A 24,526-nucleotide genomic window follows, 5' to 3' on the forward strand; every position below is an offset into this window, starting at 1 on the left:
AACCGAATCATCCCAGCGAACCGAATCATCCCAGAAATCCGAAGGGCGGGACGTCGGGGTACTTCCTCAGCTTTTCTTCGCGGGACAGGTGCGCGTCGGGGTGGGTGGCGTTGGGTCCGTAGAGCTCCTGGTACTTCTCTTCGTCGGCACGCAGGCGCTCGTCGGTCACGCGCAACGCTTCCTCGGTGATCCGTCGGGCCTCCTCTTCGGCAGCGATGCGGCGCTCGTTGAATTCCCGCAGCACGGCGGTCTTGCGCGTCAATCGGGCGTCGAAGGTCTGCCGACCGAATCCGGCCAGCGGTCCTTCCGGCATCGTGGTGAACGTGTGCTTGCCGTCGCGGCTGGTCCACACCTCGGTCCCGTCCGGGTGGGCGTCGACGTCCCACAGTCTCGCGGTCTTCAGGTTGTGGTGGCGTCGGCAAAGCTTGTGCAGGTTGGCGGTGTTCGTCGGCCCTCCCGACGCAGGATCCTCCGCGTCGTAGGGCATGACGTGGTCGTCGTCGGCCTTGTGCGCGGGGCAACTGCACCCCGGGAACCGGCAGATGCCGTCCCTGCCTTCGATGAACGCGTCCATGGCGTCGGTGGGCACGTACCCGTCGGTCGAGCCGTTGGACGACAGGCGCAGGTGGGTCGCCCGCTTCGTCCATTCTTCGGTGGCGACCGCCGACAGCCACCCGACGCCGGACATCCATGCCCGATCGCCGTCGAACGCACGGAAGACGTTGAACACCACGTCGACCCGGGTTTTCGACCGGATCAGGTGCAGCAGCGCGTCGGTGCGCGAACATCGGTGCGCCCGGGCGACGGCGTCGAGGCTGTCGAGGACTTCCCGGCCTTCGTCGGCACGCAACGTGACCTTGAAACTGGTGTGGTTGGGCGACCGCTCGTCGACGCTGAACGCCGGGTCCTCCGCCGGGTCCGGAGGCTTGGAGTCATCCGGCGGGTCGGGTGGCCGGACAGCGGGTTCGAGCACCTCGACGATGTGGCACAACTGTTTCGACAGCGAGCGCCAGCCCACCAACGCCTGGTTGGGCCGCTTCGGCGCGAGATACCGCAGTAGGCGGTCGCAAAACGCGTCGAGATGCTCGTCGGAGAGGCAATACACGGCCGTGGCGATGGCCTTCATGTGCGACATCGGCAAAAACGGCCTTTCCTCGAGCAACTCCGCCAGCCGCGGGAGCCGTTCCAGGGCGATGCCGAGGTCGCAGTAGGCGAAACCCTCTGTCCGGGTGACGCCCAATCGCGGATGGAGGGTGGCCAGGTGGTGCTCGACGTCGGCCAACGACTCGGGGCAGGCGGCCGCGGCGATGATCAGATCACGGGCGTTGCGGTCGAGGCCGGCGGCGCACAACGGGTCGTCGGCGTTCTCGTGGGCGTAGCGCAGCTCGGGAAACTCGAACGGCGCGTCGTCGTCATGCTTGTCGCCATGATGCGTGCCGTCCTGCTGTTTGCCGTCCTCTTGTTTGGCGTGCTGCTGGTCGCCGGGTCGATGCTCGTCGTCGTGGTGGGCCGGGTCGGTGTGCGCGGTGTCCGCCATGTCATGTTCCAGATCGTCGTGGGCATATCGCGGTTTACGTGTCAGGGTGTGCTGATCGGCGTAGGCGCCGACGCGAATCAGCACCGCAATCGAATACGTGAACCAATGGGCTTGTCGACGAACTCCCCCAATTCCCCACATTGCGGGAGGTGACGGCAACCAACTTCCCCCGCCGTCACCTCCAACATTACCCGCAATCGCACACGCGTGCGACCCGAAGGGGCCGGCAATTTCAAACCCCTTGCAGGCGACACCATTTCGACCTATTGGTGACGTGTCATATATCGAGGATGGTGCGAGAAGAGCGAGAGCATCCCGGAGTCGACGACGCTCGAAGAACTCCCCCGCCCTCACCGCCGCACACCCTCCACCACCCGCACAAAACCGGACCACGGGAGCACGCGATGCAGTTCGGCATCTTCACCATCGGCGACGTCACCACCGACCCGACCGACGGCACGACCCCCACCGAGCATGAGCGCATCAACGCGATGACGCGGATCGCGCTGAAGGCGGAGGAAGTCGGGCTCGACGTATTCGCGACCGGAGAGCACCATAATCCGCCGTTCGTGCCCTCCTCCCCGACGACGCACCTCGGCTACATCGCGGCGAAGACCGAAAAGCTGCTGCTGTCGACGGCCACGACGCTGATCACCACCAACGATCCGGTCAAGATCGCCGAGGACTACGCCTTCCTGCAGCATCTCTCCGGCGGCCGCGTCGACCTGATGATGGGCCGCGGCAACACCGCGCCGGTCTACCCGTGGTTCGGCAAGGACATTCGGCAGGGCATCCCGCTGGCGGTGGAGAACTACCACCTGCTGCGCCGCCTGTGGCGCGAACGTCCGGTCAACTGGTCGGGCGAGTTCCGCACTCCGCTGCAGGGCTACGTCTCCACGCCGTGGCCGCTGGACGACACGCCGCCATTCGTGTGGCACGGATCCATCCGGTCGGTGCAGATCGCGGAGCAGGCGGCGTTCTACGGCGACGGCTTCTTCCACAACAACATCTTCTGGAACCGGGAGCACACGGCGAAGATGGTCGACATCTACCGCCGCCGCTACGAAAAGTACGGCCACGGCCGGGCGGATCAGGCCATCGTCGGCCTGGGCGGGCAGGTCTTCATCGGCGACACGGAAGAAGCGGCGAAGAAGTTCTTCCGCCCCTACTTCGACGACGCCCCGGTCTACGGCCACGGGCCGTCGTTGGAGGAGTTCACGGAGATGACGCCGCTGACGGTCGGTACCGTCGAGCAGGTCATCGAGCGCACCATGGAGTTCGCGGATTGGGTGGGCGACTATCAGCGTCAGCTGTTCCTCATCGACCATGCCGGCCTGCCGCTGGAGGTGGTCCTGAAGCAGATCGAGATCCTGGGCACGCAGGTCGTTCCGGAGTTGCGCCGTCGCATGGAGGCCCGCCGCCCCGAGCACGTGCCCTCGGACCCGCCGACCCACGCCACTCTCGCGCTCGTCCGCGACCATCCGCACCACAGGGTGCAGCCGGGCCGCGTCGAGGACATGTGAATCCGGCGGACGTGACTGTCATCGAGGTCCGGGATCTCGCCCGCGATCTCGCCGACGCATTCACGGTCGGCGGCCTGTCGTCCAAGTCCCTGGACGAGGCGCGCCGCACGGTCGCCGCAGCCGATGCCGTGATCGCGGTGTCGCCGGTGTTCAAGGCCTCGTATTCGGGCCTGTTCAAGATGTTCGTCGATTCGCTTGACGACGACGCACTGCGGTCGGTGCCCACCGTCCTCGGCGCGACCGCCGGCACCGCCCGACATTCGCTGGCAGTCGACCACGCCATGCGTCCGCTGTTTTCCTACATGGGGGCCATGGTCGCGCCGACCGGCGTCTTCGCGGCGACGGACGACTGCGGGGCGGCGACGTTCACCGGTGGTGACGGTGTCGCTCCCCTGGCTTCCCGAGTGTCCCGCGCCGCCGGCGAGCTCGCCGACCTCATGGTGGCGCACCGCGTCGGGGGGGGCTGGCCGCCGGCGCGACCCGGCGGTCGGGCTCCGGCGTCGAGGAGCCGTCGGGCCCGTCCTTCGGCGATCTGCTCAAGGAGCACTTGGAGTAGCGGGATTCAAGCGCCCGCCATCACACCAGGCTTCGTCAGCCCAGGCGCCGCCGCAGTTCCGCGACGACGTCGTCAAGCGCAACCGCATGCTGTTCGTGCGCGGACAAGTCCTTGAGCTGGACTTCGCCCGCCGCGAGCTCGGACTCGCCGAGCACCAGGGCGAAACGCGCGCCGGCCCGGTCGGCGCCCTTCATCGCACCCTTCAAACCGCGGCCGCCGTAGGACATGTCGGCGCTGATCTCCGCGGCACGAAGCTTGCCGACGAGCACCGCCATCGCACGAGACGCCTCCTCGCCGAGGGGCACGCCGTAGACGTCGACGCGGCGTTCGTCGCCGAAGATCTTGCCCTCGGTCTCCAGGGCCAGCAACGCGCGGTCGACGCCGAGGCCGAAACCGATGCCCGACATTTCCTGGCCGCCGAGCTGGGCCATCAGGCCGTCGTAGCGACCGCCGCCGCCGATGCCCGACTGGGCGCCGAGGCCATCGTGGACGAACTCGAAGCAGGTCTTGGTGTAGTAGTCCAGGCCGCGGACCATGCGCGGGTTGATCACGTACTCGACGCCCATGTCGTCGAGCAGGCCGGTGACCGTCTCGAAGTGGGTGCGGCACTCCGCCGACAGGTGGTCGAGCATCAGCGGCGCGTCGGCGGTCATCTCCTTGACCTCCGGGCGCTTGTCGTCCAGCACGCGCAGCGGGTTGATCTCGGCGCGGCGACGGGTCTCCTCGTCCAGCGGCAGGCCGAACAGGAAGTCCTGGAGCTTGCGGCGGTACTCCGGGCGGCAGGACGAATCGCCCAGCGAGGTCAGCTCAAGACGGTGGCCGGTCAGGCCAATGCCCCGGAAGGAAGCGTCGGCCAGCGCCACGACCTCGGCGTCCAGGGCCGGATCGTCGACGCCGATGGCCTCGACGCCGACCTGCTGCAGCTGACGGTAACGGCCGGCCTGGGGGCGCTCGTAGCGGAAGAACGGCCCGGCGTACGACAGCTTCACCGGAAGCTGGCCGCGATCCAGGTTGTGCTCGATGACGGCGCGCATGACGCCGGCGGTGCCCTCCGGACGCAGGGTCACCGAACGCTCGCCGCGGTCGGCGAAGGTGTACATCTCCTTCGACACCACGTCGGTGGACTCGCCCACGCCCCGGGCGAACAGGCCGGTGTCCTCGAAGACGGGCAGCTCGATGTGCTCGTACCCGGCCAGGCGGGCACGGTGCTGCAGGTACCCCCGCACGGCCTCGAACGCACGGGACTGCGGCGGAACGTAGTCCGGCACGCCCTTCGGCGCGGTGAAGGGACGGAACTTGGTCTTCTTCTGCTGCTCGGTCACCCGGACAACCTTACTTCACCTGCGCGAGGAACGGATTGTGGGCCTTCTCCTGGCCGATCGTCGACGTCGGTCCGTGGCCCGGCAGGATGGTCAGGTGGTCGTCGAGCGGCAGGACGCGGTTCTTCAGGGAATCCATCATGTCCTGCGGGTCGGCGCCCGGCAGGTCCGTGCGGCCGATCGACCCGGCGAACAGCACGTCGCCGGAGAACACGATCTCGTCGCCGCCGTCGAAGGCGCGCAGCATGACGCATCCCGGCGAGTGGCCGGGGGCGTGGATGACCTCGAAGGCAAGGCCGGCGAACTTGACCTCGTCGCCGTCGTCGAGGTCGTGGATGTCGGTCGGCGGGACCATCTCGGCGACGTTGAACATCTTGCCCAGGCTCAGGCCCGCGCCGATGAGCGGGTTGTCCAGCATGAAGCGGTCGTGCGGGTTGATGTACACCGGGATCCCCCACTCTCGGGCCACGTCGCCGACGTCGCGGGTGTGGTCGATGTGGCCGTGGGTCAGCAGCACCGCCTCCGGCTTGAGGTTGCGCTCCTCGCACTCCTTCTTCAGCCGACCCAGTGCGTCCATGCCCGGGTCGATGATGACCACGGGGGTCGGGCCGTCGGCGGCGTCGCCGTCCATCGAGTGGCCGGTGGCGACGTAGCAGTTGGTCTCGAGCGGTCCGGAGGGGAAACCGATGATCTCCATGGGGCTCCAATCTGAGAGGAATCGGCGGCGGGGCATGCGCCGACCGCGCACGGTGTCGCACGGTGTCGCGCGGAGTCGCGGGGTGTTTCGTCGAACATACTACTTTGCCCGGACGCGGCTTCATCGTCGCGCCCGTTCCACGTCCGTACCACTCCCGTTCCACGCCCCGCCCCCGAATCGCCGCCCCGGCTCCGACGCCGCGAATCCGCCGCAGGGCATAATGTTGTGCTGGACGTCGCGCCGGATATGCGGGATGCCACGCCAGACCCGTCCACGATCGAAAGAGGTAACCGTGCAGGGCAATGAACAACGACGCCGCGAGGCGATGAAGCACCTCGAGCGAGAGCTCGGCCGCCGCGAGCGCGCGGAAAAGGCCAAGCCGCTGGGCGTCGTGGTCGCCACCCTGGCCATCCTGCTCGTCCTGGTCGGCGGCATTTGGTTCCTCACGACGATGGACGGCGACGATACCGACGTCACGGCCGAAGAGACGGAGACGTCGACCCCGGAGCTGGAGCCGTTGGCGATGGCCCGCGCCGAGGCGCTGCCCGACACCGTCACCTGCGAGTACCCGGCCGGGGGCGGCGAGGCGGCGAAGGAGGTCTCCACGCCGAAGACCGATGACGTTCCCGCCACCGGCACCGTCACCGTGACGCTGAAGACGAATCACGGCGACATTCCCATGCAGCTCGACCGTTCCCTGTCCCCCTGCGCCGTCAACGCCATCGAGCACCTGGCCAAGGAGGGCTACTACGACGACACGGTCTGCCACCGCATGACCTCCGGCGGACTCAACGTCCTGCAGTGCGGCGACCCGTCGGGCTCCGGCGCCGGCGGCCCGGGCTTCACCTTCGCCGACGAGTACCCGGTCGACGAGGCCGGCGCCGCGTCCGACGGCGTCATCTACCCGGAGGGCTCCATCGCGATGGCCAACTCCGGCCCGGACACCAACGGTTCGCAGTTCTTCCTCAACTACGCCGACGGTCAGCTCCAGCCGTCTTACTCGGTTCTGGGCGCCATGACCCCCGAGGGCCTCGACGTGGTCAAGGGCATCTCGGAGAAGGGCATCGAGGGCGGCCAGCTCGACGGTAAGCCGGCCGAGGAAGTCCGCATCGAGTCCGCGACGGTCTCCTAGGATCTCGCAGGACCCCGCAGGCCCCCGCCGCTTCGGCTTGACGACGGCCACCGGCCCCGCACACCACTGTGCGGGGCCGGTTTTCGTCGTCAAGCACTAGCCGGTCAAGCAACTAGCCGCCGCTGGTGACGCGGAAGACGTCGAACACGCCCTCCACCCCGCGCAGCAGCGAGATGATGTAGCCGAGCTGCTTGATGTCCGACACTTCGAACGTGAAGCGCATGACGGCGACGCGGTCCTCCGCCGTATGCGACGACGTCGCGATGATGGGCACCTTCTGGTCGCTGATGGACCGGGTGATCTCCGTGAGCAGGCCATGACGGTCGAGCGCCTCGATCTGCACCGTGACCGTGAACACCGCGCCCGTGGAATCGCTCGCCCACTCGACGTCGATGAGGCGCTCCGGCTCCTCCTTCAGCTTCGCGGCGTTCGTGCAGTCCGTGCGGTGGACGCTGACGCCGCCGCCGCGGGTGACGAAACCGAAGATCTCGTCGCCCGGCACCGGGGTGCAGCACTTGGCCAGCTTCGCCATCATGTCCGCCGACCCCGCGACGAGGACGCCCGCACCGTCGGCGCGGCGGCGCTTCTGCGGGGCCTGCAGCTTCGACAGCGGGGTACGCGCCGCCAACTGGTCCTCGGCGTCGTCCTTGCTGGAAAACTGCGCCATGAGGCGGTTGGTGACGTGCTTGGCGCCGATCGCGCCCTCGCCGATGGCCGTGTAGAGCGCGTCGACGTCGGCGTAGTTGAGCTCCGTGGCGATCTGCTTCATCGACTGCGGCGTGAACAGGCGGTGCATCGGCAGACCGCCGCGCTGGACCTCGGCGGCCAACGCGTCGCGGCCGGCCTCCAGCGCCTCCTCGCGGCGTTCCTTCGCGAACCACTGGCGGATCTTCGCCTTGGCCCGCGGCGACTTCACGAACGACGCCCAATCCTTCGACGGGCCCGAATGCTGGTCCTTCGACGTGAAGACCTCGACGCGGTCGCCCGTCTTCAGCGTCGACTCCAGCGCCACGAGCTTGCCGTTGACCTTCGCGCCGATGCAGCGGTGTCCGATCTCCGTGTGCACCGCGTAGGCGAAGTCCACGGGTGTGGCGTCCATCGGCAGCGTCATGACGTCGCCCTTGGGCGTGAACACGAAGATCTCGTTGGAGGCCAGGTCGTAGCGCAGCGAATCGAGGAACTCGTTGGGGTCGGCGGCCTCGCGCTGCCAGTCGAGCAGCTGGCGCATCCACGCCATCTGGTCGACCTCGGCGGCGTCGCCCTTGTGCGACCCCTTCGTCTCCTTGTACCGCCAGTGGGCGGCGATGCCGTACTCGGCGTTGTAGTGCATCTCGTGGGTGCGGATCTGCACCTCCAGGGCGTTGCCGCCCGGGCCGATCACCGTCGTGTGCAACGACTGGTACACGCCGAAGCGGGGGGCCGAGATGTAGTCCTTGAAGCGGCCCGGCATCGGCTGGTACAGCGAGTGGACCGCGCCCATCGCGGCATAGCAGTCCTTGGTCGTATCCACGAGCACGCGGATGCCCACCAAGTCGAAGATCTCGTCGAAGTCGTGGCCCCGGACGATCATCTTCTGATAGATCGACCAGTAGTGCTTCGGGCGGCCCATCACCGTGGCGTCGATGTGGGCGGCGCGCAGGTCCGCGGTGATCTCGTCGGAGACCTGCTTCAGATACTGGTCGCGCTGCGGCGCGCGGTCGGCGACCAGGCGCACGATCTCGTCGTACTTCTTCGGGTACAAGATGGCGAAGGACAGGTCCTCCAGCTCCCACTTCACGCTCGCCATGCCCAGGCGGTGCGCCAGCGGGGCGATGACCTCGAGAGTCTCGCGGGCCTTCTTCTCCTGTTTCTCCGGCGGCAGGAAACGCATGGTGCGCATGTTGTGCAGCCGGTCGCAGACCTTGATCACCAGCACCCGCGGATCCTGGCTCATGGCCACGACCATCTTGCGCACGGTCTCGCCCTCGGCGGCCGAACCCAACGCGACCTTGTCCAGCTTCGTGACGCCGTCGACCAGGCGCGCGACCTCGGGGCCGAAATCGTCGGTGAGCTCTTCGAGGGAATAGTCGGTGTCCTCCACCGTGTCGTGGAGCAGCGCCGCGACCAGCGTGGTGGTGTCCATGCCGATCTCCGCGGCGATGGTGGCCACCGCCAGCGGGTGCGTGATGTACGGCTCCCCCGACTTGCGTTTGACGCCCGCGTGCAGCCGTTCAGCCGTGTCGTAGGCCTTCTGCAGCTGCGACAGGTCCGCGCGGGGATGGACCTCCCGGTGGATGGCCACGAGCGGGTCGAGGACGGGATTGACCTTCGTGCGCGCGCCCGTCAGGCTCCGGGCGAGGCGTGCGCCGTAGCGGCGCGGCGAACGATCAGCCATCCTCCGCCCCGCTCCGCGCCTCGACGCCACCGGCCGGCGGGTTGTTCACCACGTACAGGGGCAGGTCGGACAGCCTGTCGCGACCGCCGAGACCCTGGACCTCGAGGACGGCGCACAGACCCGTCACTTCGGCGCCGCACTTCTCCAGCAGCGACCGCGCCGCGGCCATGGTGCCGCCGGTGGCCAGCACATCGTCGACGAGTACGACGCGCTTGCCTTCGAGGTCCAGACCCGAGGCCGGGACCTCCAGCGCCGCCGACCCGTACTCCAGGTCATAGGACTCGGTGTGCACCGGCGGCGGCAGCTTGCCCTTCTTGCGCACCGCCAACACGCCGAGGCCCATGCTGTCCGCCACCGCCGAGCCGATGAGGAAACCGCGGGCGTCGAGACCGCCGATCACGTCGGCGCCGAATCCCCTGCACGCCTCCGCCACCTCATCGACGATGAGGCGGAACCCCTCGGGATCCGCGAGCACCGGACTCAGGTCCTCGAAAAGGACGCCGTCGGAAGGGAAATCGGGCACCAGACGAATCAGGTCGGCCAGTGCGGCCCGCGCGTTTTCATAGGCCACGGGGATCCTCGCTTTCGGGTGAACGGACGCGTGACGCGACCACGGGAAACCTTGGGGCGTTGTCGCGACAACGTTACCCCCATCTTTCCACGCGATGTGCGGCTCCAACGCATTGGCCCGTCCGGCGAGCGATCGCTCACCGGACGGGCCTCATGCTGCCGGGGATGTCAGCGCCCCGGGCGCCACGTCGCCGGGCGGGGGGCGTCTCCCCCGTCATCGTCTCCCCCGTCGATCTCGGAGGAACGCGGCGCCGTCGCCGACTTCGTCACCGTCGGGGTGGCCACCGACCTGCGCGCCGGAGCGGCGTCCGACGACTCGTCGTCACGCACCGCCGGAGCCGTGCCCGCGGCGCGCGCCTCGGCCACCTTGGCGTCATGCTCGGCGTACTCCTTCTGCCGGCGCTTGAGCGACACCAGGAACGGCGCCGCCAGGAAGATCGACGAGAACGTGCCCTGGACGATGCCGATGACCTGCACCAGCGCCAGGTCCTTCAACGTGCCCACGCCCAGCAGGCCGACCGCGATGACCATCAGGGCCAGCAGCGGCAGCAGCGACGACACCGTGGTGTTGATCGAGCGCATGATCGTCTGGTTCACCGCCAGGTTCACCTGCTCCGCGTACGTGCGGCGGGTGCTCTGCCGGAAACCGGCGGTGTTCTCGCGGACCTTGTCGAACACGACGACGGTGTCGTACAGCGAGAACGACAGCACCGTCAGCAGGCCGATGACGGTGGCCGGGGTGACCTCGAAACCGACCAGCGCGTAAATGCCGGAGATGACGATGCCGTCGACGACGAGGGCGCCGATCGCGGCGATGGCCATGTCCCGTTCGAAGCGGATGGCGATGTAGGCGAACACCAGCGCCAGGAAGACCGCCATCGCCAGGATCATGCGCTCGGTGACGGAACCGCCCCAGGATTCCGAGACGGTCGAATCGCCGATGGCGTCGGGCGTGGCCTCGCCGTTGGCGTCGACCGGATGGAACTCCTCGTACAGCGCCAAGCGGGCGTCGTTGATGGCGTCCTCGCCGAGACGCTCGGAGGTGATCTCCAACACGCGGGCGTCGCCGGCGCCGATGATCTGCACCAGCTTCGGCTCGACGCCGGTGGCGTCCTCGAAGACCTCCGTCGCCTGTTCCTCGGTGACGTTGGCCGGCGGCATGGTCATGCGGGTGCCGCCCTCGAAATCGATGCCGAGGGCGAACCCGCGGATGGCCATCGCGGCAATGCACACCAGAAGGACCACGGCGGTGATGCCGTACCAGGTGCGGCGCTTGCCGACGATGTCGATGCCGCCCGAACCCGTGTACAGGCGCGTGAAGAACCCGCGCTCGGCGACGGCCCGGTCGAGCTCGTCGACGGCGACGGTGGAATCGGTGCGTGCGGTGTCGCGGTTGTCCGACATGATCACTTCGCCTCCTGCGGCTCGGTGCGGGCGGTGCCCGCGTTACGACGATTGACGCCACGGTCCGAGGCCAGCTTCATCACGGAGCCGAACCCGTTCATCGACGGCTTCGCCAGCGACGGGAACTTCCGCGTCGCCAGGATCACCAGCGGCGCGGTGACCACGAAGGCGGTGATGATGTCGAAGATCGTGGACAGGCCCAGCGTGAACGCGAAGCCGCGGACGTCGCCGACGGCGAGGATGTACAGCACGACCGCCGCGATGACCGAGACGAAGTTGCCCGCCAGGATCGTTCCCCTGGCGCTGCGCCAAGCATGCGGCACCGAGGAGCGGAACGTCCGGCCGGTGCGCAGCTCGTCCTTGATGCGCTCGAAGAAAACGATGAACGAGTCGGCCGTGGTGCCGATGGAGATGATGATGCCCGCGATGCCGGCCAGATCCAGCGAGTAGCCGATCCACCGGCCCAGCAGCACGAGGACGCCGTAGATCATCGCGCCGGAAGCGGCCATCGACACCAGCGAGATCACGCCGAGGCCCCGGTACAGCGCCAGGGCGTAGACCACGATGAGGCCGATGCCGACCAGGCCGGCGATGACGCCGGCGGTCAGCGACGCCGAACCCATCGTCGCCGGGATGGTGGTGGCGGTGCCGCCCGGTTCACCGTCCTCGCCGGCGAAGCTCAGCGGCAGGGCGCCGTAGCGCAGGTTGTTGGCCAGCGTCTGGGCTTCGTCGATGGTGAAGTCGCCGGTGATGCGGGTGGCCTGGCCGACCGGCGTGGCGTCGCGGATCACGGGGGCGGAGATGACCTCGGAGTCGAGCACGATGGCCACCCGCTGCTGCAGGTAGTCCGTGGTCAACTGGGTCCAGGTGCGGGCGCCGGCGTCGTCGCGACCGGACTTGAAGCTGAAGGACACCTGGACCTCGCCGGACTGCTGGTCGTAGCCGCCGTTGATCGGGGCGTCGGTGTCGATGTCGTCGCCGGACAGGCGCTTGCCGTTCTCCTCGTCGGTTTCGCCGATCAGCAGCGGCACCTGGTCGAGGTAGATCACGGCGCCCGGGTTGTCCGGGTCGCACGTCAGCAGCGGCTTGGCGGGATCGTCCGCGCCGGCCAGGGGGTCGGCGGCGTCGGGATCGTCGCAACGCATGAGGCCCTGGGCGGCGAAAAGCTCCGTCGGGTCGGACGACTGGCGCGAGGCCAGCAGCACGTCCCGGACCTGCTCGCGGCGCTCGGCGGCCTCGATGGAGTTGGCCGGTTCCTCGGCGGCCGGGGCGGTGACCTTTCCGGGCTCGCCGACTTCGAACTGCAGCTCTTCGGGCAGCGGCTCGTCGGGGTTCTGCTCCTCGAACATCTCCTTGGTTCGCTCGAGGTCGGCGCTGAGCGATTCGTGCAGCTCGGCCAGCGCGTCGTTGGCTTCCTCGGGGGTGAGCAGGCCGACGGAGACCCAGTCGTTGGCCATCTCGAGGGTGGTGTCGGTCAGCGCGGCCGGGTCGGGCGCCTGCATCTGGGCGACCGGCCGGAAGAACAGCTGGGACGTCTGGCCGAGTGCGCGGGCCTCCTGCGAGTCCTCGCCGGGCACGGTGATGACGAGCGTGTCGCCGTCGGTGACGACCTGGGCGCCGGTGACGCCCATGCCGTTGACGCGGTTTTCGAGGATGCGGCGGGCCTGGGCGAGCTGGTCCTGCGTGGGCTTTTCGCCCTGCGGGACCAGGGTGACGCGGGTGCCGCCCTGCAGGTCGATGCCGAGCTTCGGCGTTGCCTCACGGTTTCCGGTGAAGAACACCAGGACGTAGGTCAGCACGAGCAAGGCGACGAACAGCAGCAGCGACCACTGCGGCCATTTCGCGCGGAAGCCGCGGTTGGCGCCGCGGGATGAGCTTGCCAAGGGGAACTCCTGGGTTGGTGCGGTGTCTTGGGGCGCGGGCGCGGTGCGCCTTAGGCGTTGTCGCCGTCGACGTCGGCGGGCTTGCCCGAATCGGCGGAATCGGCGGACGTGGCGTCGGCGGCCTGCTTGGCCTCTTCCTCGTTGACGTTGCGGACGATGGCGGCGCGCTCCCAGCGGGTCACGACGCCGTTGGCGATTTCGAGGTCGACGGTCGTCTCATCCACGGCGACGACGATGCCGTGCTGGCCGGAACCGGTGAGCACCTCCGCACCCGGGGCGAGACGCGCCTGCATTTCGCGGATCTGGCGGAGCTGCTTGTTCTGGCGGAAGGTCGACCACACCGGCAGCGCCAGCAGGATGACCATGAGAATGATGAGAAGAATCGGGTCCATGAGCGGAGAGTCTAACGGTTGGCCCCTGCACCGCAGCGAACCCCGGGCCCGGTGAGACGCGGCTCACGTTCCGATACGGCGTTCCGAGTCCTCAGCGCAGGCCGATCGCGCTTTCCGGCGGCTCCAGGCCGAGGTGGCGCCACGCCGTCGTGGTGGCCACCCGACCACGGGAGGTGCGGGCGATCATGCCGGCGCGGACCAGGTAGGGTTCGCAGACTTCTTCCACGGTGCCGGGTTCTTCGCCGACGGCCAGGGCCAGGGAGTTGACGCCGACCGGGCCGCCGCCATGTCCCCGCACCAACGCATCGAGCACCGCCCGGTCGAGTCGGTCGAGGCCGAGTTCGTCGACATCGAAGACGAGCAGGGCGGCGCGCGCGGCCCCGATGTCGATGACTCCCCCGGCGTGGACGTCGGCGAAGTCGCGGACCCGGCGCAGCAGCCGGTTGGCGATGCGCGGCGTCCCGCGCGACCGGGAGGCGATCTCGACGGCGGCCTCCGGGCTGATCTCCACGCCGAGGATGCCCGCGGCTCGGGTGACCACCTGCGTCAGATCCGGGACGTCGTAGAACTCCATCTGCGCCGTGAAGCCGAAGCGGTCGCGCAGCGGACCGGTGAGCATCCCCGACCGGGTCGTCGCAGCGACGAGCGTGAACGGCGGTATCTCCAGCGGAATGGACGTGGCGCCGGGGCCCTTGCCGACGATGACGTCGATGCGGAAGTCCTCCATCGCCATGTAGAGCATTTCCTCGGCGGGCCGCGCGATGCGGTGGATCTCGTCGATGAACAAGACGTCGCCCTCCATGAGGTTCGACAGCATCGCCGCCAGGTCGCCGGCGCGCTCGAGCGCCGGGCCCGAGGTCATGCGCAGCGAGGTGCCGAGCTCCTGGGCGATGATCATCGCCATCGTCGTCTTGCCCAAGCCGGGCGGACCCGACAGGAGGATGTGGTCGGGCGTCACTCCGCGGCCCCGGGCGCCGCCGAGGACGAGCTCGAGCTGGCTGCGGACCTTCGGCTGGCCGATGAACTCGTCGAGCGACTTGGGGCGCAGGCTGACTTCGGCGTCGACTTCCGCCGATTGGGCGCGCGCGTCGACGTCGCGCGGTCCCGTGAGGTTGAACTCGGTGCGCTCCACATCAGACATGTTCAGTCATCCTATTCCCCGGCGATGGTCCCCGGCTCAGCCGCCCAATTCCTTCAGCGCCGCCCGCAGTGCGGCCGACGTGTCCAGCGTCGGATCCGCGGCGAGCACGTCCGCCACCGCGGCGGACGCTTCCTGCTCCCGGAAGCCCAGACCGGTGAGCGCGCCGACGACCTGGTCGGCGTCCGCGACCGGTGCCTTCGCGTTGGAGCCGGGACGGGTGCCCGCCGCAGCTGCATCCTCGGTCGGCGCACCGGTCCCGGCGGGAGCGGCGAACGGCGCGACCTTGTCCTTCAATTCGACGAGCATGCGCTCGGCCATCCGCTTGCCCACTCCGCTGGCCGCCTGGAGGCGCTTGGAGTCTCCGGCGGCCACGGCCCCCGCAACGTCGGTGGGGTCGAGCACCTGCAGCACCGCCATTGCAAGGCGGGGCCCAAGGCCCGACACCGTCTGCAGCAGCTCGAACATCTCGCGTTCCTGCGACGAGGCGAAACCGTACAGCGTCATCGCGTCCTCGCGCACCACCAGCGTGGTGAGCAGGAAACCCTCCTCGCCGCGGGTCAACGTCGCCCCGGTCCGGGCCGTGACCGTGACCAGATGGCCGACTCCCCCGCACTCGATGACGACGTGGGCCGCGCCCATGTCGATGACGGTGCCGCGCACCGATGCGATCACTGCATTGCCTCCATCACTGTCTTGCCTCCGTCACTGCCTGTCACCGTCACTGCAGAGCCTCCTTCGCCCGCGCCAGCAGCGGCGCACGCCAACAATGGCAGATGGCCAACGCCAGGGCGTCGGCGGCGTCGGCCGGCTTCGGAGGTTCGGACAGCCCGAGAATCCTGGTGACCATCGTGGTCATCTGGGCCTTGTCGGCGCGCCCGTTGCCGGTCAGCGCCTTCTTGACCTCCGACGGCGTGTACATGTGCACCGGCAGCCCGCGACGGGCGGCGGCGAGCATGAGCACGCCCACACCATGCGCGGTCTGCATGACGGTGGACACGTTGCCGCGCTCGAAGATCCGCTCGATGGCCACGACGTCGGGTTCGTAGCGGTCCATCCACTCTTCCGCGGCGTTCGACAGCCGCAGCAGGCGATCCGGCAGCTCGATGTCCGAGGGCGTGCGGGCCACGCCCACGGCGATGGGCGTCACCGCGCGACCCCGGCCGCCGTCGGCGACCGACAAACCGCACCGGGTCAGTCCCGGATCGACTCCCATCACCCGAATGGTCACCGCACCCTCCTCGTTATCCGCCAGTTCCCGTCGATCTTCGCCGGCGCCCGCCGCTGCACGCACCGACCATTTGATTCGCCCCATTCATACCACACCATCCGAACAAGTGTGCGTTCGCCTTGCGGCAATCGTCGTCAAGCATGCGCCGACGCGCGCAGGGGGCAATCGAAAGTGGGAGCGGCGCAACGTCATTGGTCACGACCGGGGGCGAGCACGTAACTTTTTCAACCATGGACACGCCCATATCCCTGTACCGCAAGCTCGCGTTGGCGGAGATGATCACCTGGACCATCCTCATCGTCGGCATCCTCCTGAAGAACTTCGCCGACATGCCGCTGGCCACCACCATCGGCGGCTCGATCCACGGCTTCGTGTTCCTGTCCTACGCGGCGGTGACAATTCTGGTGTGGGCCAACCAGCGCTGGTCCTTCGGTCGCGGCGTGCTCGGCCTGGCCTCGGCGATCATCCCCTACATGACCGTGCCGTTCGAAACCTCCACCGAGCGCGCCGGCAAGCTCGACGGCCCGTGGCGATTCCGCGACACCGACGAGACCCCGGCCACCCTGCCCGAGAAGGTCCTCGCCCCCGTCGTGCGTCACCCGGCCGCGGCCGCCGTGGCGATCATCGTCGCCGTGGCCGTCGTCTTCGCCCTCCTGCTCAACGCGGGCCCGCCGACCGAATGGTTCAACTGACCCACGTGAATCTCCCCGCCTCTGGGCCGGACGTCCTCGACGCGGCCCGCACCGCATTCCCCGAGTTGTCGTGGCAGCACGCCGATTTCCCCGAACAGGGCCTCGACCATCACGTCGCGGTCTTGTCCGGGGTTTCCGGCGTTCCGGGCGAGGATTCGCCCCTTCCCGCAGTCGTCGCCCGCCTGGCCATCGCCCCGGGCGTCGTTGGCCGCGCCGACGTCGAGGCCCGGGTGCTCGCCGACGTCGACCGACGCGCCCCGGCTGCAGTGCCGCGTTCACTGGCAACCGACGGCGACAGCCTGACCCTGGCGAGGCACGTTCCCGGCGAGCCGCTGACCGATACGGTCTGGGCAGAGCTTGACGACGCCGCCCGCACGGTTGCAGCGGCCCACCTCGCGGGCACGCTCGACGCGCTCCACGGCCGTGACGTCAATGATCCCGAGCTCTCCGACGTCAGGGCTTCCTGGTTTCCGGTCAAGCACTCCAAGTTGACGCGGGCCGTCGTCAAGCATCTGCTGCCGATCCTCGACCGCCCCGACGCGGACACGACGCGCGCCATCCTCGCCGAGGCGGAGACGACGTTCATCGACGATCCCGTCGCCCCGCGGCTCATTCACGGCGACCTGCACGAAACCCACCTGCGGTGGGCCGACGGCCGCCTGGGCGTCATCGATTTCTCCGACATGACGCTCGCCGACCCCGCCATCGACGTCGCCCACCTGGCGGGCATCTCCCCCGATTTCCACGCACGGGTCCTCTCCGACCTGGCAGCCGCCGACCGCGACCTGGAACGCCGCGCCGCCGCCTACTCCCGCTGGGACGCGGTGTTCCTCCTCATCGACCACCTCACCACCGGACGCACCCCGGAAACGACGGCGCGCGCCCTGTTCGGACGCGCGCTGGAGTCGATGCGGGGCAGCTGAGCCGTGATCAGTCGTCGAGCTGAGCCAGAACCTCGTCGGAGATGTCCGCGTTGGAGTAGACGTTCTGCACGTCGTCGGAATCCTCCAGGGCGTCGACGAGGCGCAGGAACTTCCGCGCACCCTCGACGTCCAGGGCGACCTCGGTGGCCGCGCGGTAATCCTGCTCCGCCGTGTCGTACTCGATGCCGGCATCGACCAAAGCGGTGCGCACCGACATCAGGTCGGTGAAGGCGCTGACCACCTCGAAGTTCTCGCCGAGGTCGTTGACCTCCTCCGCGCCCGCGTCGAGAACCGCCAGGAGCAGGTCATCCTCGGTCAGCTCATCCCCTTCGCCCTTGGGCACGACGATGACGCCCTTGCGCTCGAACAGGTACGACACCGAACCCGAGTCGCCCATGTTGCCGTTCTGCTTGTTGAACGTCGAGCGGACGTCCGACGCCGCACGGTTGCGGTTGTCCGTCAGGCACTCGACGATGACGGCCACGCCACCCGGGGCGTAGCCCTCGTAGACGATGGTCTCCCAGTCCGCGCCGCCGGCTTCCTCGCCGGAGCCGCGCTTGCGGGCACGCTCGATGTTGTCGTTGGGAACCGAGGCCTTCTTGGCCTTGCGGATCATGTCGTCCAGCGTCGGGTTCGCCGAGGGGTCACCACCGCCGGTGCGCGCCGCGACCTCGATGTTCTTGACCAGCTTGGCAAATTCCTTGCCTCGCTTGGCATCGTTGGCCGCCTTCTTGTGCTTGGTGGTCGCCCACTTGGAATGGCCCGCCATCTGCTGGTCCAAACTCCCTTTTTGTCTCGAGGATGCCGATCGCCCCTCGACCGGGAACGACCGGTCCGCCGGACCCTTTCCGGCGGTCGTGGCGATTATACGGCAACGACGGCCCCGGGCGGTGACGTGCCGGGCTACGCCACGTCCAGGCCCGCGCACTCCCTCAGGAAAAGACGGTGCACCCGCACGTCGCCGTCGACCTCCGGATGGAAACTCGTGGCCATCACGGCACCATCGCGCACCGCGACGATCGCGCCTGCCGCCGTACCCTCCGGCACCGTCGCCAGCACCTCGACGCCCGCGCCGACGGACTCCACCCAGGGGGCGCGGATGAACGTCGCCGGAACCGGCCCGTCGATGCCCGCGAACGCCAGATCCGTCTCGAAGGAATCGACCTGGCGGCCGAAGGCGTTGCGGCGCACGGTCACGTCGAGGGCGCCGAGGCGCACCGCATCGTCGCGCGTGTCCAGCACCGTCGACGCCAGCAGGATCATGCCGGCGCAGGTGCCGAACGCCGGAAGGCCCCCGCACAAGGCGTCGGAAAGCGGCTCGAGCAGGCCGTTGAACCGCATGAGCTTCGACATCGTCGTCGACTCGCCGCCCGGCAGGATGATCGCCGACAGTCCGTCGAGATGCTCGGGAAGGCGCACCTTGCGGTGGGCGACGCCAAGATCGTCCAGTACCCGCTCATGCTCGACGACGCCGCCCTGCAACGCGAGCACGCCGACGACGGGCCGTCCCGCCTCAGTCAATGTTTTCGCCCAGCTTCGTCTGAGACGCCGGCGTGAACGGCACCGGCTCCACACCCGGAGGCAGGTGGCGCGTCAGGCCCTCCTGCGTGACCACCGCGACGAGATCCCCGGCGCGGTTGAAGATCCGCCCATGCGTCAACGCGCGGCCGGCGTGCGCCGACGGGGAAATCTGGTCGTAGAGCAACCACTCGTCGGCCCGGAACGGACGCAGGAACCACATCGCGTGGTCCAGACTGGCCTCCTGCAGCTTCACGTCCGGGTGCGGCACCTTCGCCGAAGACAGCAACGTCATGTCCGACATGTACGCCAGCGTGGACACGTGGAACGTCTCGTCATCGGGCAGGCGCTCCTTCGACCGGAACCACACCACCTGCTGCGACGGCGTGTACGGGTTGCACGTGTACTGGTCCTGCGGGATGACGCGGATGTCCCAGTCCGACCACTCGGCGAACAGCAGGCGCCGGGCCCGCGACATATTCGACGTGTCCACCACGACGTCCTCGGGCGCCGGCACGTCGCGCATGGTGTCGGAGTGCTCGATGCCCGTGTCGCCGCGACGGTGGAAGCTGGCCTGCATCATGAAGATCGTCCGCCCGTCCTGGACCGCGCGCACGTGGCGGTGGACGAAGGAACGGCCGTCGCGGATGCGGTCGACGAGGTACGTCGTCGGAATGTGCGGGCGGCCGGGGCCCACGAAGTAGGCGTGCAGCGAATGGACGGCGAACTCGGAGTCCACCGTCCGCGTCGCCGCGGCCAGCGCCTGCCCGGCGACCTGGCCGCCGAAGGTGCGCTGGAGAACCGATTCGATGACGGGACCGCGGAAGATGTCGCGGTCGATGCGCTCGAGGTCGAGTACTTCGCGGATGTCAGGCATGGTGTCCAGTATCCCCGATCGCCCCCGTCAGCGCGCAGCGGCCCCCGCCTGCGCCAGCGCGGCGTCGATTTCCTCGCCCAGCAGCGGGGCGAGCGATCGGGCGTAGGCGTTGGTCATGTGGTCTCGGTCGCGGTAGACGACGATGTTGCCGATGACCGGCGAACACCAGTCGAACGGGCAGAACCAGTCGGCGGTGTCCGCGGACCAGGCCGTCGGCCATTGCGAAAGAACCCGGTCGGCGGGGTTTTCCGGCTCATACATCCGCGACCGGGGCACGGCGCAGTTGGCCCAGTCGTCCTGCTTGCGCATGCACCGGTTGGGGTAGAACGGCTTGCCGTTCTCGTCGACGAGGCGGGGGTTGTCGCGCAGCCCGAGGAACGGGATGCCGTGGTCGGCCAACTCGGCCCAGAAGTCGTCGGCGCCGACGACGACCTGTTCGACTTCGTCGCGTCGCCCGCGCGACGAGGTGGTGCTCACGGAGACGACGAGATCCGGATCGAGCTCGATGAGCCGGTCGATCGCGCCGCGCGACCACGTCACGCAGTCGCGCTCGACGAACCAGGACGTCCGCAGGGTCAGCGGGCACGCCTCGCGCAGCATCGTCACCACGCGGAAGCCCCGTTCCAGGCCGAGCATGTGCAACGGTTCGACGTAGGTGTCGGCGTGGGAATGGCCGACGATGGCCACCGTCATCTCCGCGTCGACGTCGCCGTAGACGCAGTCGGGGTACTCGTCGGTCGGCGCGTCCATCTTCACCAGGCACCCGTCGCGCCAGGATCGGGTGCCGATGTGTTCGGGCAGTTCCGGGTACGGCTCCGCCGCGGGCACTTCGATGCTGCCGTCGGCGGCCATCGCCCCGGGGTAGACGGCCGGATCCAACTCGCGGGAGTCGATGCGGTCGAGGTGGGCGATCCACGCCGTGTTGGCGAACAGTCCCGCCACGACGAGTGCGCCGATGACGGCCGTCGCGGCGACTTTCGGTCCGCGGCGCGGCGTCGGCTCCGGGGTTTCGGGGGTGTCGGCGGTGCGGCGCGGCCCCTGCTCCTGGAGGGGCTTTTCGACGTAGTTGTGGGTCGCATCGGCCAGCAGGAGCGACAGGCCGATGACCACGAGGCCCAACCAGACCGGCACGTCCCAATTGCCGGTTGCATGGGCGATGAGGATCAGCAACGGCCAGTGCCACAGGTAGAGCGGATAGGCGACGCGGCCCAGCCACTGCATGGGCGCAGACCGCAGGACGTCGCCGGTGCGGCCCGATCCGTCGGACAGGATGATCAGCGCGGCGCCGCCGATGGGCAGCAGCGACAGCGGCCCGGGAAACGCGGTGGTGTCGCGGATGACGAATCCGGTGGCCACCATCATGGCGACGCCGACGAAGGAGGCGGCCCCGCACAGTGACGCCGGCACGCGCAGCTTGTGGCCGTAGACGGCGAGTACGCCGCCGAGGGTCATCTGCCACAACCGCGTCCACGTCGAGTAGTAGTCGTCCATCCCGCCGTACAGTCCGCCGCGCGACGCCCACGCGAAGGAGGCGATCGTGACGACGACGAGCAACGGTCCCACGAGCCGGCGGCGGAAGAAGGGCCACGCGACGCACAGCGACCCGACCAGGATGGCCATGAGGTAGAACTGGCCCTGCACCGACATCGACCACAGGTGCTGCAGCGGACTCGGCGCCGTCGTCGCAGCGGCATACGCCGCCTCCTGGTCGATGAGCTCCCAGTTGAGCACGTAGGTCAGCGCCGCCCGCACCTGCCGGGTCAGCTGTTCCGATATCCAGTCGGGGGCGAACATGACCAGGATCAGCGCCGAACCGGCCATCGCCGTCACCAGCGACGGCACGAGGCGGCGGATGGTCCGCAACAGGGGCCACAGCGGGTTGGCCAACGCCCCCGGGCGGCCCGCGTAGCGGATCTGCGAGCCGAGGAAGAAATACCCGGCCAGCATGAGGAACACGTCCACGCCGCCGGACACCCGGCCGACGAAGACGTGGAAGACGACCACGAGCGCGATGGCGAGACCGCGCACACCATCCAGGTCACTGCGGCGCGCGGCCGGTGCTCCCCCGTTCACCATCTCGCCCTCCGTGCCCGTGGTCGGTGTTACCAGCCGCGCTCGGCGAGGCGGTGCGGCTGGGGGATCTCGTCGACGTTGATGCCCACCATGGCCTCGCCGAGTCCGCGCGAGACGTCGGCGATGACCTTCGGGTCGTCGTAGTGCTGGGTGGCCTGGACGATCGCCTTGGCGCGGTCGGCGGGGTTGCCGGACTTGAAGATGCCGGAACCGACGAACACGCCCTCGGCGCCGAGCTGCATCATCATCGCGGCGTCGGCCGGGGTGGCGATGCCGCCGGCGGTGAACAGGACCACCGGCAGCTTACCGGTCTCGGCGACCTCGCGGACGAGCTCGTACGGGGCCTGCAGCTCCTTGGCCGCGACGTACAGCTCGTCGGGGGCCATCGACTTCAGGCGGTTGATCTCGGCGCGGATGGTGCGCATGTGGGTCACCGCGTTGGACACGTCGCCGGTGCCGGCCTCGCCCTTGGAGCGGATCATGGCCGCGCCCTCGTTGATGCGGCGCAGGGCCTCTCCCAGGTTCGTGGCGCCGCAGACGAACGGCACGGTGAAGTCGAACTTGTCGATGTGGTTGGCGTAATCGGCGGGGGTGAGAACCTCCGACTCGTCGATGAAGTCGACGCCCAGGGACTGGAGCACCTGCGCCTCGACGAAGTGGCCGATGCGGGCCTTCGCCATCACGGGGATGGACACGGCCTCGATGATGCCCTCGATCATGTCCGGATCCGACATGCGGGACACGCCGCCCTCGGCGCGGATGTCGGCGGGAACGCGCTCGAGCGCCATGACGGCGGTGGCGCCGGCGTCCTCGGCGATCTTCGCCTGCTCCGGGGTGACGACGTCCATGATGACGCCGCCCTTCAGCATCTCGGCCAGACCGCGCTTGACGCGAGCGGTGCCGTGGCTGGTGTTGTTGTCGGAGGTGGTCAACGAAACCTGCTTTCTGGAGGTTCTTTCCGGTGTTCTATCCGGGCGGCGGGGCCCGGCGTCTGCCAACTATAGACCCGCCGGTAGACAGTGCCGTCTATAGGCCCCGCGGTGGGTTCAAGGGCTCTGCGGGGTGCCGACGGACACGTCGAAGTACTCGGGGATCGGCGCGGTGCCGGCCAGGCGCAGTCCGCGGACCAGCGGTCGGGTGCGCAACATCCGGGTGTCGGTGACGGCGTCGTTGTAGAACCGGCGGGCGAGCTCGACGCGGGTTGTGGCGTCGTGGAGCTCGATGGCCAGCGCCGGCTCCGGCGGGTTGGCCTGCATCGCCTCGGCGAGTTTGGCGTTGAGGGTATTCTCCGCGTCGGCGCGGGCGTGGGCGTCGGCGGCGGTGAGGCGACGAGACTCGGCGCGGGCGACGTCCGCGCCGAGCTCCGGGTACGCCGCCCGTGCGACGGCTCCGCGCCTGCCCAGCGCGGCCTCCAGCGATGCCCGGGCGAGATCGGTGCGCACGTGCATCCGGTTGAGCCGAGTGGCGGTCGCCGACGCGAGCAGCGCCGCGACCAGCGCGATCACGGCCACGACGGCGAGCACGACGGCCCACCACGGCACGAGGATCACGAGACCACCACCTTCTCCCCGTCCATGCGGACGGTGTCGTAGACCTGCAGGACCTTGTCGGCGATCGTCGACCAGTCGAATTCCCACGCACGATCATGCCCCGCGGCCACGAGTCCGGCACGTCGGGCGTCGTCGGAAAGCAATGCGATGGTGGTGCGGGCGAGGTCGGCGGAGTCGCCGTTGCGGAAATGATCGCCGTAGCGGCCGTCGTCGAGGACGAGCCGGAAGGCGTCGAGGTCCGACGAGATCACGGCGGCGCCTGCGGCCATCGCCTCGACCAGCACGATGCCGAAGCTTTCCCCGCCCAGCTGCGGGGCGATGTAGGCGTCGGCCGACTTCAGCGCCGCGGCCTTGGCTTCCTCGGAGACGCGGCCGGTGAAGCGCAGCACGTCGGCGTGTTCGCCGGCCCGCCGCACCGCCTGGGCCCGGTCGCCGTCGCCGATGACGAGGATCTCCAGGTCCGCGAACACCCGCCGGATGGCGGGCACGGCGTCGAGGAGGACGGGCAGGCCCTTGCGGGGTTCGTCGAAGCGCCCGAGGAACACGAGTCGTTTCGTGCCCGGCGGCGGCGCACCGATCTCGGGCACGTCGGCGGCGTCGGGGGCGGCGGCGTATTCGCCCACGCGGACTCCGTTGGGGATGAGCACCGGGTCTCCGCCGAGCTGCTCGACCTGCCAGCGCCGGGCGACCTCGGACACGGCTATGCCGCCGCGGATGCGTTCGAGCATCGGCCGCAGGAACGGCGTGGCCAGCTTCAGCGCCAGCGATTGCGTGGCGGCGGAGTGGTACGTGGCCACGATGGGGCCAATGGCGGCGCGGGTGGCCAGCATCGAGTAGCTGGGCGAGTTCGGCTCGTGGATGTGCAGGACGTCGAAGTCGCCGGCGTCGATCCACCGGCGCACCTTCCGCTGCGTCACCGGCCCGAACGATAGCCGCGCCACGGACCCGTTGTACGGGATCGGGATCGCGCGTCCGCCGCGTTCGACGAAGTCCGGCACCTCCGCTGTCGGTCCGGCGGGTCCGATGAGGCTAACCTCGTGGCCGCGCGCCCGGAACTCCCGGCACAAGTCGATCGCGTGCGCCTGGACGCCGCCGGGCACGTCGAAGGAGTACGGGCAGACCATTCCGATGCGCATG

Annotated in this window: 23 protein-coding genes; 5 read left to right on the forward strand and 18 right to left on the reverse strand. The window is 68.9% G+C overall.

The window, feature by feature from the left end; translation table 11 throughout:
- Positions 1–25 precede the first annotated feature (25 nt).
- A complete protein-coding gene (locus HMPREF3121_RS08060; protein WP_141743040.1) occupies positions 26–1,537 on the reverse strand; it encodes an HNH endonuclease signature motif containing protein in 1,512 nt (503 codons plus the stop codon).
- A gap of 404 nt (positions 1,538–1,941) precedes the next feature.
- Between HMPREF3121_RS08060 and HMPREF3121_RS08065 the strand changes: the two genes are divergently transcribed.
- Both HMPREF3121_RS08065 and HMPREF3121_RS08070 read left to right on the forward strand, forming a co-directional pair.
- Positions 1,942–3,060 carry a CE1758 family FMN-dependent luciferase-like monooxygenase gene (locus tag HMPREF3121_RS08065; RefSeq protein ID WP_070522004.1) on the forward strand — a complete coding sequence of 373 codons (1,119 nt, stop codon included), beginning with the start codon at positions 1,942–1,944 and terminating at the stop codon, positions 3,058–3,060.
- A gap of 11 nt (positions 3,061–3,071) precedes the next feature.
- Positions 3,072–3,731, forward strand: a complete 660-nt coding sequence (locus HMPREF3121_RS08070) for a CE1759 family FMN reductase (protein WP_246816109.1) — start codon at positions 3,072–3,074, stop codon at positions 3,729–3,731.
- Here the strand turns inward: HMPREF3121_RS08070 and hisS are convergent.
- Positions 3,652–4,938, reverse strand: coding sequence for a histidine--tRNA ligase (gene hisS / locus HMPREF3121_RS08075; protein ID WP_070522010.1), 1,287 nt, complete (start codon positions 4,936–4,938; stop codon positions 3,652–3,654). The genes HMPREF3121_RS08070 and hisS overlap by 80 nt on opposite strands.
- Positions 4,939–4,948: 10 nt before the next feature.
- On the reverse strand, positions 4,949–5,632 hold the full coding sequence (locus tag HMPREF3121_RS08080; RefSeq protein WP_035123955.1) for an MBL fold metallo-hydrolase: 684 nt from the start codon (positions 5,630–5,632) through the stop codon (positions 4,949–4,951).
- A gap of 292 nt (positions 5,633–5,924) precedes the next feature.
- On the opposite strand from HMPREF3121_RS08080, the gene HMPREF3121_RS08085 reads away from it, so the two are divergent.
- A complete protein-coding gene (locus tag HMPREF3121_RS08085; RefSeq protein WP_210387257.1) occupies positions 5,925–6,764 on the forward strand; it encodes a peptidylprolyl isomerase in 840 nt (279 codons plus the stop codon).
- 112 nt (positions 6,765–6,876) lie between these two features.
- Here HMPREF3121_RS08085 and HMPREF3121_RS08090 read toward each other — a convergent pair whose 3' ends face one another.
- From HMPREF3121_RS08090 to ruvC, 8 genes are all read right to left on the reverse strand, one after another.
- Entirely contained in the window at positions 6,877–9,138 is a 2,262-nt protein-coding gene (locus tag HMPREF3121_RS08090; protein WP_070522016.1) for a RelA/SpoT family protein, read from the reverse strand.
- Positions 9,131–9,709 carry an adenine phosphoribosyltransferase gene (locus HMPREF3121_RS08095; protein ID WP_070522020.1) on the reverse strand — a complete coding sequence of 193 codons (579 nt, stop codon included), beginning with the start codon at positions 9,707–9,709 and terminating at the stop codon, positions 9,131–9,133. Before HMPREF3121_RS08095 ends, HMPREF3121_RS08090 begins: the two co-directional genes overlap by 8 nt.
- A gap of 167 nt (positions 9,710–9,876) precedes the next feature.
- Positions 9,877–11,112, reverse strand: coding sequence for a protein translocase subunit SecF (gene secF, locus HMPREF3121_RS08100; protein ID WP_070522079.1), 1,236 nt, complete (start codon positions 11,110–11,112; stop codon positions 9,877–9,879).
- A gap of 2 nt (positions 11,113–11,114) precedes the next feature.
- On the reverse strand, positions 11,115–12,995 hold the full coding sequence (gene secD / locus HMPREF3121_RS08105) for a protein translocase subunit SecD (RefSeq protein WP_246816110.1): 1,881 nt from the start codon (positions 12,993–12,995) through the stop codon (positions 11,115–11,117).
- 50 nt (positions 12,996–13,045) lie between these two features.
- A complete protein-coding gene (yajC, locus tag HMPREF3121_RS08110; RefSeq protein ID WP_070522022.1) occupies positions 13,046–13,387 on the reverse strand; it encodes a preprotein translocase subunit YajC in 342 nt (113 codons plus the stop codon).
- A gap of 91 nt (positions 13,388–13,478) precedes the next feature.
- Positions 13,479–14,528: a Holliday junction branch migration DNA helicase RuvB gene (ruvB, locus tag HMPREF3121_RS08115; RefSeq protein WP_035123945.1), complete on the reverse strand. Its 1,050-nt coding sequence runs from the start codon at positions 14,526–14,528 to the stop codon at positions 13,479–13,481.
- Positions 14,529–14,564: 36 nt separating this feature from the next.
- The gene (gene ruvA, locus HMPREF3121_RS08120) at positions 14,565–15,200 is read right to left on the reverse strand and encodes a Holliday junction branch migration protein RuvA (RefSeq protein WP_070522025.1); all 636 of its coding nucleotides are present in this window, start codon (positions 15,198–15,200) and stop codon (positions 14,565–14,567) included.
- A gap of 46 nt (positions 15,201–15,246) precedes the next feature.
- A complete protein-coding gene (ruvC, locus tag HMPREF3121_RS08125) occupies positions 15,247–15,741 on the reverse strand; it encodes a crossover junction endodeoxyribonuclease RuvC (protein ID WP_070522082.1) in 495 nt (164 codons plus the stop codon).
- 245 nt (positions 15,742–15,986) lie between these two features.
- Here ruvC and HMPREF3121_RS08130 point away from each other — a divergent pair, with 245 nt between their 5' ends.
- The gene (locus HMPREF3121_RS08130; protein WP_070522028.1) at positions 15,987–16,448 is read left to right on the forward strand and encodes a DUF3817 domain-containing protein; all 462 of its coding nucleotides are present in this window, start codon (positions 15,987–15,989) and stop codon (positions 16,446–16,448) included.
- A gap of 5 nt (positions 16,449–16,453) precedes the next feature.
- Positions 16,454–17,371: a phosphotransferase family protein gene (locus HMPREF3121_RS08135; protein ID WP_070522031.1), complete on the forward strand. Its 918-nt coding sequence runs from the start codon at positions 16,454–16,456 to the stop codon at positions 17,369–17,371.
- A gap of 7 nt (positions 17,372–17,378) precedes the next feature.
- Here HMPREF3121_RS08135 and HMPREF3121_RS08140 read toward each other — a convergent pair whose 3' ends face one another.
- The 7 genes from HMPREF3121_RS08140 to HMPREF3121_RS08170 all read right to left on the reverse strand — a co-directional run bounded on the left by HMPREF3121_RS08140 (position 17,379) and on the right by HMPREF3121_RS08170 (position 24,525).
- Positions 17,379–18,140, reverse strand: a complete 762-nt coding sequence (locus HMPREF3121_RS08140; protein WP_070522085.1) for a YebC/PmpR family DNA-binding transcriptional regulator — start codon at positions 18,138–18,140, stop codon at positions 17,379–17,381.
- Between the two features lie 134 nt (positions 18,141–18,274).
- Complete coding sequence (gene pdxT / locus HMPREF3121_RS08145; protein WP_239252637.1) at positions 18,275–18,892, reverse strand: pyridoxal 5'-phosphate synthase glutaminase subunit PdxT; 618 nt, start codon at positions 18,890–18,892, stop codon at positions 18,275–18,277.
- Complete coding sequence (locus HMPREF3121_RS08150; protein ID WP_070522034.1) at positions 18,885–19,766, reverse strand: acyl-CoA thioesterase; 882 nt, start codon at positions 19,764–19,766, stop codon at positions 18,885–18,887. The genes pdxT and HMPREF3121_RS08150 overlap by 8 nt, the downstream gene beginning before the upstream one ends.
- Before the next feature lie 27 nt (positions 19,767–19,793).
- Positions 19,794–21,842 (reverse strand): acyltransferase family protein, encoded by a 2,049-nt coding sequence (locus HMPREF3121_RS08155; RefSeq protein WP_070522037.1) that lies wholly within the window; start codon positions 21,840–21,842, stop codon positions 19,794–19,796.
- A gap of 26 nt (positions 21,843–21,868) precedes the next feature.
- Entirely contained in the window at positions 21,869–22,771 is a 903-nt protein-coding gene (pdxS, locus tag HMPREF3121_RS08160) for a pyridoxal 5'-phosphate synthase lyase subunit PdxS (protein WP_035123932.1), read from the reverse strand.
- A gap of 114 nt (positions 22,772–22,885) precedes the next feature.
- Positions 22,886–23,389 carry an NUDIX hydrolase gene (locus HMPREF3121_RS08165; RefSeq protein ID WP_070522040.1) on the reverse strand — a complete coding sequence of 168 codons (504 nt, stop codon included), beginning with the start codon at positions 23,387–23,389 and terminating at the stop codon, positions 22,886–22,888.
- The gene (locus HMPREF3121_RS08170) at positions 23,386–24,525 is read right to left on the reverse strand and encodes a glycosyltransferase family 4 protein (protein WP_070522044.1); all 1,140 of its coding nucleotides are present in this window, start codon (positions 24,523–24,525) and stop codon (positions 23,386–23,388) included. The genes HMPREF3121_RS08165 and HMPREF3121_RS08170 overlap by 4 nt, the downstream gene beginning before the upstream one ends.
- Between the last annotated feature and the right edge of the window lies 1 nt (position 24,526).

This window comes from Corynebacterium sp. HMSC11E11 (assembly GCF_001807025.1).
Classification (GTDB): Bacteria; Actinomycetota; Actinomycetes; order Mycobacteriales; family Mycobacteriaceae; genus Corynebacterium; species Corynebacterium freneyi.